General features: G+C 32.4%; 13 protein-coding genes. 1 reads left to right on the top strand and 12 read right to left on the bottom strand.

Features of this window, described 5'->3' with window-relative positions:
* Positions 1-71: 71 nt before the first annotated feature.
* The 3 genes from NU08_RS12810 to NU08_RS12800 all read right to left on the bottom strand — a co-directional run bounded on the left by NU08_RS12810 (position 72) and on the right by NU08_RS12800 (position 5,099).
* Positions 72-728, bottom strand: a complete 657-nt coding sequence (locus NU08_RS12810; protein WP_129747560.1) for an outer membrane beta-barrel protein — start codon at positions 726-728, stop codon at positions 72-74.
* Between the two features lie 546 nt (positions 729-1,274).
* Positions 1,275-4,217, bottom strand: a complete 2,943-nt coding sequence (locus tag NU08_RS12805; protein WP_129747558.1) for an Ig-like domain-containing protein — start codon at positions 4,215-4,217, stop codon at positions 1,275-1,277.
* 285 nt (positions 4,218-4,502) lie between these two features.
* Entirely contained in the window at positions 4,503-5,099 is a 597-nt protein-coding gene (locus NU08_RS12800) for a hypothetical protein (RefSeq protein ID WP_129747556.1), read from the bottom strand.
* Positions 5,100-5,281: 182 nt separating this feature from the next.
* On the opposite strand from NU08_RS12800, the gene NU08_RS12795 reads away from it, so the two are divergent.
* The gene (locus NU08_RS12795) at positions 5,282-5,689 is read left to right on the top strand and encodes a helix-turn-helix domain-containing protein (RefSeq protein ID WP_129747554.1); all 408 of its coding nucleotides are present in this window, start codon (positions 5,282-5,284) and stop codon (positions 5,687-5,689) included.
* 111 nt (positions 5,690-5,800) lie between these two features.
* Here the strand turns inward: NU08_RS12795 and NU08_RS12790 are convergent, their stop codons facing one another.
* The 9 genes from NU08_RS12790 to eptA form a co-directional block, all read right to left on the bottom strand.
* On the bottom strand, positions 5,801-6,799 hold the full coding sequence (locus NU08_RS12790) for a helix-turn-helix domain-containing protein (RefSeq protein WP_129747552.1): 999 nt from the start codon (positions 6,797-6,799) through the stop codon (positions 5,801-5,803).
* Between the two features lie 48 nt (positions 6,800-6,847).
* A complete protein-coding gene (locus NU08_RS12785) occupies positions 6,848-7,639 on the bottom strand; it encodes a hypothetical protein (protein ID WP_129747550.1) in 792 nt (263 codons plus the stop codon).
* 182 nt (positions 7,640-7,821) lie between these two features.
* Entirely contained in the window at positions 7,822-8,580 is a 759-nt protein-coding gene (locus NU08_RS12780) for a hypothetical protein (protein ID WP_129747548.1), read from the bottom strand.
* Between the two features lie 374 nt (positions 8,581-8,954).
* On the bottom strand, positions 8,955-9,977 hold the full coding sequence (locus NU08_RS12775; RefSeq protein WP_129747546.1) for an META domain-containing protein: 1,023 nt from the start codon (positions 9,975-9,977) through the stop codon (positions 8,955-8,957).
* 314 nt (positions 9,978-10,291) lie between these two features.
* Positions 10,292-10,927, bottom strand: coding sequence for an MEDS domain-containing protein (locus NU08_RS12770; RefSeq protein ID WP_129747544.1), 636 nt, complete (start codon positions 10,925-10,927; stop codon positions 10,292-10,294).
* A 27-nt stretch (positions 10,928-10,954) separates the two neighbouring features.
* Positions 10,955-11,653 (bottom strand): DUF1826 domain-containing protein, encoded by a 699-nt coding sequence (locus NU08_RS12765; RefSeq protein ID WP_129747543.1) that lies wholly within the window; start codon positions 11,651-11,653, stop codon positions 10,955-10,957.
* A 53-nt stretch (positions 11,654-11,706) separates the two neighbouring features.
* Positions 11,707-12,321: a YdeI/OmpD-associated family protein gene (locus NU08_RS12760; protein WP_129747541.1), complete on the bottom strand. Its 615-nt coding sequence runs from the start codon at positions 12,319-12,321 to the stop codon at positions 11,707-11,709.
* A gap of 248 nt (positions 12,322-12,569) precedes the next feature.
* Complete coding sequence (locus NU08_RS12755) at positions 12,570-13,994, bottom strand: amino acid permease (RefSeq protein WP_129747539.1); 1,425 nt, start codon at positions 13,992-13,994, stop codon at positions 12,570-12,572.
* Positions 13,995-14,193: 199 nt separating this feature from the next.
* Positions 14,194-15,732, bottom strand: a complete 1,539-nt coding sequence (gene eptA / locus NU08_RS12750; RefSeq protein ID WP_262708815.1) for a phosphoethanolamine--lipid A transferase EptA — start codon at positions 15,730-15,732, stop codon at positions 14,194-14,196.
* Positions 15,733-15,902 lie beyond the last annotated feature (170 nt).

Below are 15,902 nucleotides of genomic sequence, written 5' to 3'. Positions count from 1 at the left end.
CTGATATCTGTCTTTTTTCATATACAAGAAATAATTAACTCTAATCTATATTTTTTTCAATACAGGAATCTTTATTTGCTGAAATCGTAGCTTATAGCAGCGCCAAGCCCAAATTGAAATGTTGTAGCATAATCCGTAACTGCTACAGGTCCCCAATAGTAGTCCCAATAATAGTCATATCCAACAGCTGCTGACATAGACTGCAGATAGGCATGAAGATTAATTGATAATGGCGAATTGGTTTTTACTTTCACACCGCCTTTAATCTCCCAAGCAAAATAAGTTCCGTTGCCACTTCTAGGCGTTTCAAGAATAGATACCCCTAAACCTGCACCAAGAAACGGAAGCGCCTTTTGAGAGCTCGAACCGAAATAATATGTATAATCTGCCAATATGTAATTGATAGCGCCTTTATCATCTCCCGCATTAAGCTGAGTGCCGGCAGGAATGGTATTAGCACCATTTATTATAGCAACTTTTGTATACAAAGGCATGTGTGTATCAAGCCTATTATACTTTAGCTCTACCGAAGCGTTATCCATTATAAAGTACTCCAAACCTATTCCGTACTCAAAACCATCTTCTACACGTGCGTAAGAAGAATCGAAATCTACTCTGTCAGCAAAGGTATAACCTCCGTACAGGTTAAGCAGAAATGACTGGGCGCTTTGGGCCGACAGCGCCAACGAAAAGAAAAAAAAGGTAACTAATAAATAATACTTTTTCATGATTTCTAATTTTAGTTTTTAATAAATGATTTTATTGTTCCAAGCCTGTCAGCTTAATTGAAAAATAATTAGAGTCTGTATGGGTGGCTTTTCTTACCCAAAGTTATCTTACAAAAGTGATTTTCTGCAAAAATGCGTAACCAATTATGTTTCAAATTATAAAATGAAACCATTATATGATAAATTCTAAAAAATCATGTGTTGTTTTTAAAATCAAAATGCTATTAGACAAATTTCTTTTTTATGTTTTTGGTAACGAATGTTTTATTCTGATGCAGAATCAACTTGGTTTCTTTTCTTGATTTTCCGTTCGCTCGGATTTGCAATTCGTACCCGCAACAATAAGACACAAAACAAATCATCAAAACAAAAGTTACACAAATTAATGCAATCTTTTATATTCCCCTGCTGGCGCGAGCGTATCGCTTGTGCGTACACAGAATAAAACTAACTCTAAAAAAGAATGAGCCCGATGCAATATCGAGCTCATTCTGATAAAATTTAATTATAAATGCGTCTGCAGTTCATTTTCTAAATTTTAATCTATCATTTAATAATCAATTTTTTAGAGACATTAAAAGCATTGGAATTAATTGTCACAATATATATTCCAGGGGCCAAATGATGACTGATTTTTGAAGATGAACTGATTCTGTTTACCAAAACTTTTCTTCCACTGCTATCAGTGACTGTTACAGTTGCTGTATCATCTGCTTCCAGTTCTGGCAAAACAATATTAAATTCTTTATTAACTGAAGGATTTGGATAAATGCTCACTACAGAATTCTCAACTGTAACTTCAGGAGTATTCACTTTTTTCGCTGTCGAAGTGTTTTCAAACTGCCATTGTGCACTTTCCCAATTATTTTGACCTCCAAGATATTGCGCAGAACCATTTAGATTTTCAATATGAATCATCGCTCCTGTCTGCCATCTGTTTTTGATTCTTACCCAGGTTGCGTCTACATTTTCAGAAGACCATTGTGCGCTCAACCAGCCGGACTGGCCTGCTGTACATTGTACTGCACCAGTTAAATTCTCAATATGCATTACGTCTCCTGTACCTACATTTTTTATCATATAGTAAGTACCATCAATAGCTACTTTTTCCCATTTGTAAGTATTGTTTGCCACTGTTGGACCATATCCTACATTGTTTCCGGCATCATATAAATAATTGCCTGTCCATTTGTTTTTAATAGTAAAATAGTTTCCTGTTGCGGCATTTACAGTAATTGCTGCAGTACTCGTTTTATTTCCATCAACTGTGGTTACCGTAATTGTAGCGGTACCCGCTGAAACTGCAGTAACTAATCCTGACGAATTAACCGTTGCTACACCTGTATTGTTTGAAGTATAATTAACCGATTTATTAGTTGCATTTGAAGGCAAAACTGTTGGTGTTAACTGCTGTGTTCCGCCTACTGCTAATGTAGCTGATGAAGGACTTAAACTCACACTAGTTACAGCCACATTTGATGAATTTACTGTTATGACAGAAGTCGCCGTTTTATTGCCATCCTGAGTCGTTACTGTAATGGTAGCTGATCCCGAAGCAACCGCAGTTACTAAACCTGAACCATTTACCGTTGCAACACCAGTATTATTTGAACTATAACTTACTGTTTTATTGGTAGCATTGGCTGGAGAAACAGTTGGAGTTAATTGCTGTGTAGCACCAACACCTAGAGTTACTGTTCCTGGCGAAAGCGTTACACCTGAAACTGGAACATTTGTAGTGGAACAGTTTCCGCCCTGCGTCCATGAAAATGTACCAATTGCACTAATTTCTTCATTAGTTGTGGCATTTCCGCCTCTATTAGAATAATTCATATTGCAATAGGTACCATTTCCGCTTGGAGAACCTGCAATAAGAACAAAATAGCCTCTGCCCCAGTTTCTGTTCAATACATTGTTATTTGGATATTCTTTACCCGTTCCGTTAACTGTTATGTCTTTAAAAGAAAGATTATAAATACCATCTCCCGATCTTTTACTAATAGAAATTGCATCGTTTCTTGAATCTATAATATCAATGCTGTAAAGCTGAACATTCTTAACCTGACTTCCAGCATTTGTAGCACTAAAAATATCAATTGCCGCCACTGGATTGTTGTAAGTATCATTAAAAGTTCCGCAGGCTGTTACGGTAATATCATGAATTTCGTGCATACCATCATTGTTAAATGGCGCTCCCGGAAAATTATTACTCACTCTGATTCCTGCTTCCAGATTGTCTTTGATAATTAAATTGTAAGCTTTGTTATTTTTCCCTCCGTAAATAGCAAGTCCACAAGCGCGCCAACAGTTTTCTGAAGTATTGTATCGAAAAGCATTATTGATGCATTCGAGTCCGTCAGCAGACCAAATTGCCTGATCGTCGTCTCCGTTGTTTCTAAAATTACAATGTTCTACAATTGAATTTGCTGTTCCTTTGCAAAGATTGATTCCATCAGCATAATTATTTCTAAAGCGACAGTGCGATAATGTAAATCCGTCAGCAATTGCTGGCCCACCAGAATTGTATTGCGCAATCCAGGCACCACATTCAAAATGTTCTGCCCAGATATTTTTTACTACTGAACCACTTGTAAAAACTCCATTTATAGCTTTATAAGAATTACTTCTCGAAGCTGAATTTGTTGTAAGATATAAATCTGTGAATGAAATGTTGCTTGCATTGGCACGCAATCCGCCATTTAAACTGCTGGTGTTGGTAAAATTAATCTGTGTGTACCACATTCCTGCACCAATTAGTGAAGTGTTTGCTGAACCAAAATATAATTCTCGGTTAACATTATAAACCCCAGCTGGAACAAATATTTTTTTTCCGCCATTTGCATCAATAAAAGTCTGAAGATCGCTTCCGTTTCCTGAATAAGTTACGGCACCTGCAGGAGCTGTAACAGCTGTTGGCACTGGTTCCATTTCTGCAAAGTCAATATGAACATTACCTGATTCTCTCACCAATTTTAATGTTCCGTTTACAGCAATTTTAGCAGGAAGTTTATAACGAACTTCATCAAAACGCATTCTTGGATTTTGATTTGTAATTCCGTTATTGTTCGGATTTCCGTTGCTCCACAAATATTCCCAAGACCAGGTTGAAGTCAAAGTAAGCGTTGTAAGCTTTGTGTTACCATTATAAACCCCAATAGTTCCAGATTGTCCGTCAGGAACACTATAACGAATTACTAATCCGTCAGCGGCTTCACTAAGCGTCCATTGAACGGTCGCATTTGTGGCAGACATATTCACACACTGCTGATCTGAAGCTTCTGACTGAAGATCGGCCTGACTGTATGATTTTGCAGTGACTGAAGCACCGTTAGACAATTGTCCTAAATTTGCTTCGTACCTTTTATAAGGTGCATCATAATAACCGCGTTGGGCATAGGAACCTGAAGTAAAAAGAAGAAAAAAAAACCATAATATAATATGGTAAAATTGAGCTTTTCTCAAAAAAAAATAATGTAATTTGTTTCTCATAAGTTTTGGTTTATTAAATAGTTAGTGCCTTACAAAAAGGTCATAACGAAACTATACTTAAAAAAGAAACTAAGGTAAAAGTGGACAAAAAATCAAGATCAATGCAACGATCTCATTAACATAAAACACTAACAATCAATAAAATATATTTAAAACTAAAATAAAAAATCAAGAATCAATATAGATGCAAATTTGATAATTTAAGGTCCTGAAAATGAAAATCTAAAAAAAACAACCTTATTTTTTAATCCTATTTGCTTCTGAAAATTTACTTTCATTTATTCCTCAAGAATCGTTTGATTGCAAATCCGCGCTATCGTTACGGAGATAAATCTGCGTGATCGGGTTCCTTTTCTTGATTTTCTCAACTCCCCTTTCTCTTATGAGTTCTACTGCATCAAGCATTTTGTTTATATGAATATAAGGTGTCATCAAATCGGGCTCGGAATCTGCGGAATGTGGAGACAATGAAAGCTCAAGGATTTGGTATAGAAATGATTCAAATTCTTCTAGCTTTTTTTTTGCAAATGCTTTTTGAAACACCAAAAATGGATTCTCATATTCTTCTTTTGTTAGCGAAGAAAGATGAAAAACCGTTTCAGATCGCAGAGAATCTTTTATTTTCCATTTTCTACTTTTCTCCTTTAGACAGAAACACACCTTGAGGAAAGATTTGATAACGGTATACAAAACAAAAACATCCGAAGGATTGTCCTGTTTGTAGACTTTTGTTTTATAGCTGTATAGCACCGCTTCGGTTAAACTTTTTTTGTAGTAATCCAGATGTGCAAAAGCAAAAAAAGCATCGATTGCCTTAAACGGATTTCCCGCTGCATATCCTGCCCAGAAGCTAGTTTCGAAGGTTGTTTTATTCTTTTTCATGGCTTATAGATTTAAAATTCTAAAGCGAAATTCTCTTCTTTCTAAAGGATAATCTATTCGAAATACAGATATAATATTCTTACAAAATAATTCTTCTTTGAAATATTTTTTTATCTTTGAAACTCACGATTTTTAGCCCAAATGGCTTTATCTTTGAATCTTCAGAAAACTCAATATTCATTATGGAACAGAAAATACATCAGGGAAGAAACGTAAAACGTTTTAGAGAAATGCTTAATATAAAGCAGGAAGCTTTGGCTTATGATCTGGGCGAAGACTGGAACCAAAAGAAAATTTCGATGCTGGAGCAAAAAGATGTTATTGAAGAAAACCTGCTGAAACAAATTTCTGCTGTATTGAAAATTCCTGTTGAAGCTTTTCAGAATTTTGATGAGGAACATGCTGTGAATATTATTGCTAATACATTTGAAAATGGAGCGTTTTTAAATACGGGTCATAATTCAACTTTTAATGTTAATCCAATTGATAAACTAATTCAACTTCATGATGAAAAAATTGCTTTGTATGAGCGTATGTTGAAGGAGAAAGATGAGATGATGGTTAGATTGGAGAAATTGATTGGCAAGTGATTGTTTACAGAGATATACAAAACAAAATAAGAGACTTTAAAAGTCTCTTTTTTGTTCAAGTATGATTCCTAAAACATATAAGAATATTTCTAAATCTCTCTCAAATGTTTTTTATTTTTTAAATATTAATTCCTTGATTAAAGGTCCCTCTGTAAAATCATCACTTCTAATTGTTAATTCAGCTTTTATTTCATCCGCGTTTTCTCCCAAAACAAGTAAATACTTGCAGAAAATATCTAATTCAAATGAATTTTGAGCTAAATTAATAGCTGCCTTTCTTTTAAATCTATTCCTAGAAATCAATATAAAACTGTCATTTTCTTCCAAATGAACATTTAAATTCAACATTTGTGGCAGTATAATTTCATCATTAATTCCAAATCCACGATTTGGTCTTTTTTCTCTTTCTCTAATTTTTTTTATTAACTCATCTTCAGAAATCAAACCCAAGTTTTCACTTTTATAAACTTTCATTTCGACGTCAAACTCGATTGATTTATTCGATTGATTCTCTATTCTAATGTCTAAATATTTTACGCCAAAATTTATAATTTCTTCATTGTCGCTTGTACTAAAATAGCTTTCAATAACTAAGTCATTTTTTCGGTCTTTTTCTGTAAATCTATTTCTGTAAATATTCTCAAAATCAGCTCTTTCAAGTTTTCTTGAAGAAGAACCTAATCTAATAAAACCATCTCCTATTTTGTATTCAATATAATTTGTAATTGGATTTTGCAAGTTCTTTTTAAATAGATATGGTCTGTTTTTGTTATCGAAAATTCTGAAATATGCTATTTTTTTTCCCTCATACATTACCGATTTATACTCAAAATTTATTTTGGGTTCTATATTTTCAACTAAAAACTGCTGATATTTGGCTTCATCTGTCAAATTTTCTATTTCGAAGAATGAATCTGCAACTCCGTTTACTTCTTTTACACCAATTAAAATGTATTTATCAGCATCGGAATGATGATTTGCAAATGCAGAAATATCTTTTAAGATTTCATGCTTTTTTTCTACTCTTCCTAAAGAATATTCTTCTTTCTTAAAATCTAAATTTGCACCTTCTGAATCGTATTTTATTATTTGTTCTAAAACTGAGTTCATTTTACATCTATATTTTATACATTTCTATACTTACTGATTTGTAAAGTATCATTTTAAATAAAAACACAAACTTGCATAATCTTCTTCAGTATTTATTAATTTATCATCCATTTGCCTAAATGAATTGTAACAAGAAATATTAAATAAATATTCTTCTACATATTTTTTACCAGCTATATCATGATAAGAAATGTTTAATTTTGGGATAGGAAAATTATTAAATTTCTCATGATTAAATCTATCACATTCTTCACTAAACATTTTATTTTTTAGCAGAACGTAGTCCATATGAACGTCTGTTATTGTCATTGGAATTGATGTTGGTTTGAAGTTTTGCTGTAGACTTTCAGGTTTTATAAAATCAATTTTTTTTGTTTTTCCAACATCACTATAATCATAAGAATTAAAAAACTTATTGTCAAAAATTATCATAAGCGACTTTCTCTTTTTATCGTCGTCATAGCTGAATTTTGGATTTAATTCACATAACATTCTCGCAGCCTTAATATAATCAAAAGTCCACTCATATTTTATATTATTTGCCACACCATAACCAATGTTTTCAAAGAAAAATTGAGCCGACACGGAATAACCCTTTCTGGAGTCTTCTCTTACTGGTTCATGCAAATTATGCAAATAATAATGGTAAAGAGATTTTTTTTCTGAATGAGGATTACCTTTTACAGAAAGTGAAAATTCATTAAAATAAAGTTTTGGTTGATACATTGCACGTCTTTGCTTAATCACCTCTTTAAGAGCAAATAATGCAATTATACTTGAAATAAAAGTTCCAATTCCTGAAACAATGTCTATAATAAAATTTATTTGTGTATTGGTCATAATATTATGTACAGCATATTTTTATTACTATAAAATAGTAACTTAACAGTTAAAATTGGTAATTTATCACTATTCTAAATCCGATAAGTTTCAAATTTATACATTATATTTCAATTTACCATTTAGGACTATCATGTCTACAAATTAACAACAACTGAATCTGCTATTTCAATCTGACAAATTTAATTGATCCTTACAATTCTCGATTCAGGAAAATCAACATTAAGATACTTTCGTATAATACCAGTAATAATATCAATACGTGTCCCAATAATAATACCTCTATTTTTAATTGGCCAATCAGTCATTATTGCTGTTAATTTGGGCTTCACAATTCCTGTAAATATATCCAAAGGATCTGTAAACCAAAGACCACAACCGCTAATACCATGTAAATCTGGACCCGTTCCAAACATCATTTTTTTGTGATTAAATGAAAGCTTTCTGTTATATGATGTAATAACATTAACAGCAGGATTTCTATTAATCTTTGAATAATCATCATCTTTACTTTTAGGAGTGGTAAAATGAAAAAAAGAGGTAGAATCAAAAATATCGCTTTTATATAAAATTTTTGATTTTGTGGTAGGATAACCTAAAAACGTATAGTATTCTTCACTTTGAAATATATGGTTAATAGCTAGATCATCAGCTTGCAAAAAGTTATAAGTACGTAAAAGGTGAGGAACACATTGATCATCTAGTTTCATAACAGTTATATCAACTCCATCCTTCTCTCTAATTACTTTATTAATATGGAAAATTTCACCTCCAGCTTTAATTATTTCATAATTTTGTGATAAAGGAATAAATAACTCTTCGTAGTTATCAAAAACATGAGCCGCAGAAATAAGGAAATAGTGGTTTTGAATCTGAATAAACACTCCCGTACCATGAACTTTAGGAGTATTTGTCAAGAGCATACACGTATAACTCTTCATTGAATTTAAACTCGATAATTGTAACGATCTATACTTTTCAGCTAACGTCTCCATATAATAAATCTTTCTATCATATATTAATACACTAAATTAGAAATAATTAATCGTCAAAAAAAATGTTTATGCAAGGCTTCGTCTCATTTAAAATACCTAAGACGGTTTGTGTAAAAGTCAGAGGCTTTTGAGAAGTTTTTTATTTAAAAGAAGATAAAAAAATTGCGCAAAGTCGGAGACATTTGCGCAGCTTTTCAGTTGAACTTTCATGAATTGCGAAAATAATTAATCTATAAAAAAACCAGTGAAATCAACTTCACTGGTTTTTTAATCATTTTATATAAATCATCATTTATTTTAAGATGATTCATAGAACAAGTTTATTTTGTAATGCCAAACATCATGACCAATTTATCGTTTAGATAAAAATTAAGCGTTTGGTCTGCTACGTCAAAACGCAGGTCTTTATTGCTTAAATAAAATAGCATTTTTTGCTCTGTTTTATTTCCTTCTTCACCAATACACGCCATTAAAGTAGCTGCTACTTTATCAAAAGAAATATGATCTCCGCTAGTTTCATAAGTTCCAGCGAAGTTGTTGCATCCCGTGTTTCCGCTTACTTTCTTTTCTGCTACATTAAACTTAATAGAAGCTTTTCCGTAATCTTGTCCAACATTTTCTAGTGCGATTAGTTTCCAATTGTTTTTTCCGATAAAACTCCAAAGTTGGTCTTGAGTTGGAATAGAGAATTCCATAACCACTTTGTTCTTAGTATTTTTAAACTGCACTGTATTGTTTTTCTTTATAATTTTGAACTTTTTATTGGTTATCGCAGCGCTAAATTCTTTTTCTAATTTCATGCTTTCATCGTCACAAGCCATTAAAGTTCCCATAGGAGAATTGGTCTTGATTTGATTTTTTGAAGAAAGCTTCGTGTATTTTACGTTGAAATTATTACATCCGTTTTTACCGCTTATTGTACCAGCTTCATCGTTAATTGTGATAAATGCTTTTCCGTTATTTACCTTTTTTCCGTTTAACTGGGTTAAAATCATTTTGGTATCATAAATTCCTTTTTCCTTAGTTACAGGAGTTTTAGAAATTATGCTTTTCAATTTGTACTCGTATGCAGAAGCATCAGCTGGAATTGGTTCTGGTCTTTTGGTTCTCGTTACCAGTAGCTCATATCGATTTCCTTTTTCAAAATTAAAACCTTCAATATGATCATAAAATAACTGCCATTCTTTGTCATTATCATACTTTACCTGTAGACATTCCATAGGTGCAACACCCGAACATGGCACTTTACTATCTTTTACAAACATTTTTAAACTTTCCTGACCATATGTAAATGTTGATAATAACACTACTACAAAAACATACATACATTTAAATCTTTTCATTTATTTTAATTTTTTAGAACACCGATTAAGCGCTCAGATTATTCAATGATTTTTTTGCAGGCAGGAATTGTGCCACTTTAAAATTAAGAATGTTTTTAACGTTTTTTTATCAGCGCTGAATTCCGTTTTTTCTTTAACAATTAAACTATTACAACACTGGGAATCAGTTTGTTTGTATAAATACAACAAAAATAATCACTTTTGTTATATTTAAGAATATTTTTGTAGTCTTTTTGTATTGTTCTAGTTTAAACTGCCATCATAGATAATGATACTGTTTTTTGAAATTAGGCTAATAAGAAAAAGAAAATCGCTTAAGATTTAAGCACTCCTGATCGGGAAGAAAGACTAGAAAGTAATTCTAAAGGTTCTACATAATGCGGGTTTTTGCTAATTTTTCCGTCCTTGATTACATAAGGATGGGTAATCAATATATCTGCAAGTGCTTTTGGGCTGAAACTACTAATGTCGTACATACAAATTAATGAAACTGAATGTTGTGGAGTGAGTAGGTTCAGTTTGGCTTCATACTCTAAAAGTTCATCAGTTCCTGGCAGGTTTTTGAGAGCCCAAACCATATCTCCGCACGCCCTTACACTATCATATCCAGCTCTCGAAGCCGAAAGTAAAGTTTGTTCGAGCATTTTATACATTTTATCTGCTGCAAATTCGCCATCCTTGATATAGGTATTTTCAGAAGCCAGTACTTCCAATTGTCCGGTTGATAATTTTTCGGCAATAGATATTCCGTTCTGAGCCAGACAACGGCAATGTTCACTATGGCGGTTTCCTTCAAGGATATTTATGACTTTATCATTGGTTTCTAAACCTTCCAAAATATAAGGAATGATTACTTCATATTGCTGTTCTCTCGAATCGAAAAAACCACAAATGTGCATTGGAGCCGTCAATGATTCTCCACATACCGTAAAAGGAGTCTGTTTGTTCATAACTCAAATATAAATAAATATTTTTCATCAACAAATCAGCAGCAACCTGTATTCTCCTTCATTTTCTATTGGCGCTCTATGCACACAAGGCAGTACTTCTTGCTTTGGGTGATCTACAGCCAATCGCCAAAGATGCCCTAAACCTAAATTAATTGGTTTGGCATTTGCACGAATCTGATAATGCAAATCAAAATAGTTTTCTTTCAAAAAATCTTCAAACTCTTCTTCTGCTCCATTGTGCAGTTCTTTGAGTTTTGCTCTAATTTCTGGAATTAAGATTTTTTGTTCTGCTTGCGAATTAGCCACAATATCACTTGCAGCTCCGTGATATGTGCATAAAAAAGTGTCTGTTGCAATTGGCGAACGATCTACATGAAACGAATAAACATCTGTAGAAATGAAATCAAATTCATCGTCACGTTCGTAACACTTTAGTAAATTGAGAGATGGCGAAGCTCCAAAATCGGCTAATAATTCCAAATCATTTAAAATTATTTCTCTCGCTATATTTCCTTTTTCTGAGAGTTGGAGTGTTTTTAAATCTTCTCGAGAAACTTCTGTTATGTTTTCTTTTAAAGATAACTTGGAAACAATCTCTTTAAAATCGCCTTCCAAATTTCTGTGCCAGCAAAGCGCATTCATTTCTCCTTTGAAATTGGTATGCACAAGTTCAGAAAAAGTAGATACTACTCCAATCTGGCTATTATCAGAAAAAGTATTGCTCATGAGAATATTTAGAAGTTTTTTACTTCTTAATTATAGACGATTGATAGTCGCGGTTATTTCTTGGATTGCCAAAATCTATCTTTTCCTTCTGCAATCCATTCTAGAGATTGTGCAATTCTTTTATTTCTAGTTTCATCTGTCTTTGCATCGGCAACCCAAATAATATAATTTTTACGGAATGACGGCGATTTGCTTTCAAAAATTTCGATTGCTTTACTATCCTTTTTTAATGCATCCATAAATTCTTGAGGCGCCACGACTTCTGCAGTCGATTTTTCTTTTACTGGTTTGGGTTTTGCGGTTCCATTTTCATTTAAAACCATTGCTTCTTTAATATATGCAGTCAATTTATCTTTGCTTGGCAACTCAGAAAAATCCTTAATCTTGTCTAAATAGCCAAATTTTTTACCCGCTTTTACACTTGCTTGAATCTCCTTATCTTTCATTAATTCAGCTTTATATAAACTAAAAGAACAATGCTGTTTAAAACCGCCCATCATAACTAAATGATCTCCTTTATAAGAATAATGTGGTGTTCCCCATTTAATGTTTTCTTCTACTTCGGGACAAGCGTTAAAAACTATTTCTCGTAAATGGTTTAAAATAGGTTTTGCAAAGTCAGCCATTTTTGCAATGTAAGCCGTAACGTCTTTATTATAATTTTCCATTGATTGAATTATTTAATTTTCGATAAAATTTCAAACTACTTCAATATTACTATATTCTAACACAAAATGATTTTAATTATTTTGTGCTTATGACAAATCTACTTAAACAAGCATATATTTTGATTACTTCATTATATCATATTATGAACATTATTTCTTATCAATTTCCATTTCATTTTAGTATGACAAATATAGACTTCATAAAAATTAAAATCCCATTTCATTACAAATGGGATTTTAAAAACTATTTATTTTTTTACTTTAAAAACTTTATAGAATGCAAAAAGGATACCTAGCCAAATAGGAATTAATTCTACAGACAACTTCATTCCTGTCATCCACATAATGAATAAAATACCCAATAAAAACACAAAACAGATGTAATTGCTTATTGGATAAAATATAGAAGCAAACTTGGTTTTTATGTTTTCATTGTCTTTTGTACGTCTAAATTGCAGATGCGTATACGAAATCATAACCCAGTTAATAACCAAGCATGACACCACTAAAGACATTAAAATACTAAATGCTTCTTCTGGAATTATTTTATTGATTAAAATACAAATGGCGGCAAAACATGACGAAATTAAAATCGCATTAACTGGCACCGATTGTTTGTTCAGTTTCTTTAAAAATTTAGGAGCACTGCCTTGGTCTGCCAAACCAAACAACATTCGTGAGTTACTGTATACACTGCTGTTATACACTGATAAAGCTGCAGTTAGTACAATTAAATTCAGCACATTGGCAATAAGACGCGTAAAGTATATTTTGTTGCCAAACAATTCAAATTCCATTCCGTTTAGATTCTGAAAAACCATTACAAACGGACTGCTATCTGTCGTAATTTGTCTCCAAGGCGACAAAGCAAACAAAATAACCAATGCACCAACATAGAATATTAAGATTCTATAAATAACCTGATTGGTTGCTTTTGGGATGTTTTTTTCTGGATTTTCTGCCTCAGCAGCTGTAATTCCGATTAGTTCTAAGCCTCCAAAAGAAAACATAATTAACGCCATTGCAGATAATAAACCTTGATAGCTTCCATTTGCAGTTTTTTCGAAAAACCCTTTCGGGAAAAAGCCTCCATCGTTATATAGATTATGAATCGTAGCATGCTCTCCTCCTGTTCCGCTTACTAACAAATAAGTTCCGAAAAGGATCATGGCAATAATGGCAACAACTTTTATGATAGAAAACCAAAATTCAGTTTCTCCGTAAACTTTTACCGAAGCAAAATTCAAAGCATTAATAACCAGAAAGAAAAATAAACTGGACGCCCAAAGCGGAATCTCAGGCCACCAAAACTGCACATAAACACCAATAGCAGTAAGCTCAGCCATGCTAACCAGAATATATAAAATCCAATAATTCCAACCAGAAGCGAAACCAGCAAAAGAACCGCAATATTTGTAGGCAAAGTAGCTAAAACTTCCTGAAACTGGTTCTTCAACCACCATTTCGCCAAGCTGTCTCATAATAAAAAAAGCGATAATTCCGGCAATGGCATATCCTAAAATTACAGATGGTCCCGCCAGTACAGCCGCTGGGCCAATTCCGAGGAAAAGTCCCGTTCCTATTGATCCGCCAAGGGCAATTAATTGAATGTGGCGATTAGTTAGTCCACGTTTTAGCTGATTGTCTTCTGCGACATCATGATTATTTTTCACAAATTATATTTTAAAGGAGTTAATTGTTTTTGGAAATCTATAAAAAGCGAAGATAAGTTAAAAAAGGAATCGTACAAAGACTGCTTTATGCTAAAACCCTAATTTGGTGTTTCTTTTTTAAAAGTTTTCTAGAAGTCTGTGTTTATGAGCTTAAAATGAAGTTTTCGAATAATTTCTTCAGATAAATTTTTAGAAATCTTTATTTATAAATATTCATTCCTTCATTATAAATAGGGCTTTGTATATTTAAAAAGTTTAAAACACTATGAAATACATGATTTTGAGACAACATTTCATTTTCTTTAAGCTGTTTAGAATTGTCAGAAACCCAGACTATAAAAGGAATTTGATACTGTTCTTTAGGCGCAAAACTTATTGGAACTCCATGCATATACAGATTTTTTTCTCCTAAAGATTCTCCATGATCCGAAACAAAAATCATAGTGCTTTTATAATCTTTCAACTGCTGTAAATCTTGAATTATTTGAGACAAAATATAATCGGTATAGACGATCGTATTATCATAGGCATTTAAAAGTTCCTGCTGTGAACATTTTCCTAATTCAACACTATTGCAAACAGGTTTAAAAGTCTCAAAATCGAGCGGATATTTTTTGCTGTATGTTGGTCCGTGGCTTGTACTGGTGTGAAGTACAATTAGGATTTTATTTTTTGTACTGGCCAAAATCTGTTCTTTCAATCCTGTTAGAAGCACTTCATCATAATTACATTGCTCACCTTTACAATTCTTCCTCAAAAAATCTCGGTTTTGATACTCTTTAATATGTACAGGAGGTTCACCCCAATTGGTTGTTTTCCAAATAACTTCAACATTATTTCGGTATAGATAGTTGGGCAAAATTTCATAGAGATCATCTGAATTGGTATGTTCTAAAATACACTTTACGCCCGCGGTGGTATAAGTGGCGCAAGAAGTAGCATTAAAATGAAATACATTCTTTGTTTTAGAAAGCAGCGGATTCGTATTTTTAGGGTAACCATACAAAGAAAAGTTTTGGCTTCTCGCCGATTCTCCAATTACTAAAACAACAACAGATTTTACGTTGTCTTTAATTACTGCATTTGGAAGTAAAATTTCTTTTTCATTTTTTTTGTATTGATGAATGTAAAAAAGCGACGTATTTACAGTATATGACCAAGGCATTGCAAGACCGCCCAAACGCTTAGAATTTTTATCGATCCAAAGCCAGTTGGCCGCATTGACAAACACTAAAATAATAATAAACAATAAGCTGACTGAAAACTGAATTAGGAATTTCTTAACCGGCTCTTTTATTATTTTAACTTTAATAATATAAATGCCAGGCAATATTCCAAATAGAATCACATATAATATCAATTTGAAAGAAAAGAAACTGCTAGATTCTTCGTAATTGGTATTTAAAACATTCCCAATCATACTTTCGTCTATTATAACGTTGTATGTATTAATAAAATAAACCGCTATAGAATTAATCAAAAAAAACAGCACCAAGAAAAGCTTTCCAAAAAAACGAGATAGAAAGCAAATCAGATAGAAAGCAAACGCGTTTGCCACCAGCATTAAAACGATTAGACTGATTACTAAAATTAATCCGTTGAAACTTTTGCAATCAACATTTTCAAAGACGAAAGTGAAAAAAGGCAAATGAAAGAATATAAAATTCAGCACACTCATTATCAGAACAAAATGAGTCAGTTTTAAACTACCTTTTAACATAAGCTTGAATAATTTTATACAAGAAACGGATTAATGGCAAATTGAAAAATAAAGATACTAATTGATGCAATAACTAAACCTAAAATTATTTTCCGACGATATTTCGTTGGCAATCAATTTTATAATTTTTTAATCTTACAGACATAATTATCAATACCTTCGTATAGCCAAAACCAATTTAACTAAAC

The sequence above is a fragment of the Flavobacterium anhuiense genome, assembly GCF_004151235.1.
In the GTDB taxonomy this organism is placed as follows: Bacteria; Bacteroidota; Bacteroidia; order Flavobacteriales; family Flavobacteriaceae; genus Flavobacterium; species Flavobacterium anhuiense_A.
The sequence above is the reverse complement of the archived record's forward strand: the minus strand, read 5'-3'. Positions and strand labels throughout refer to the sequence as shown.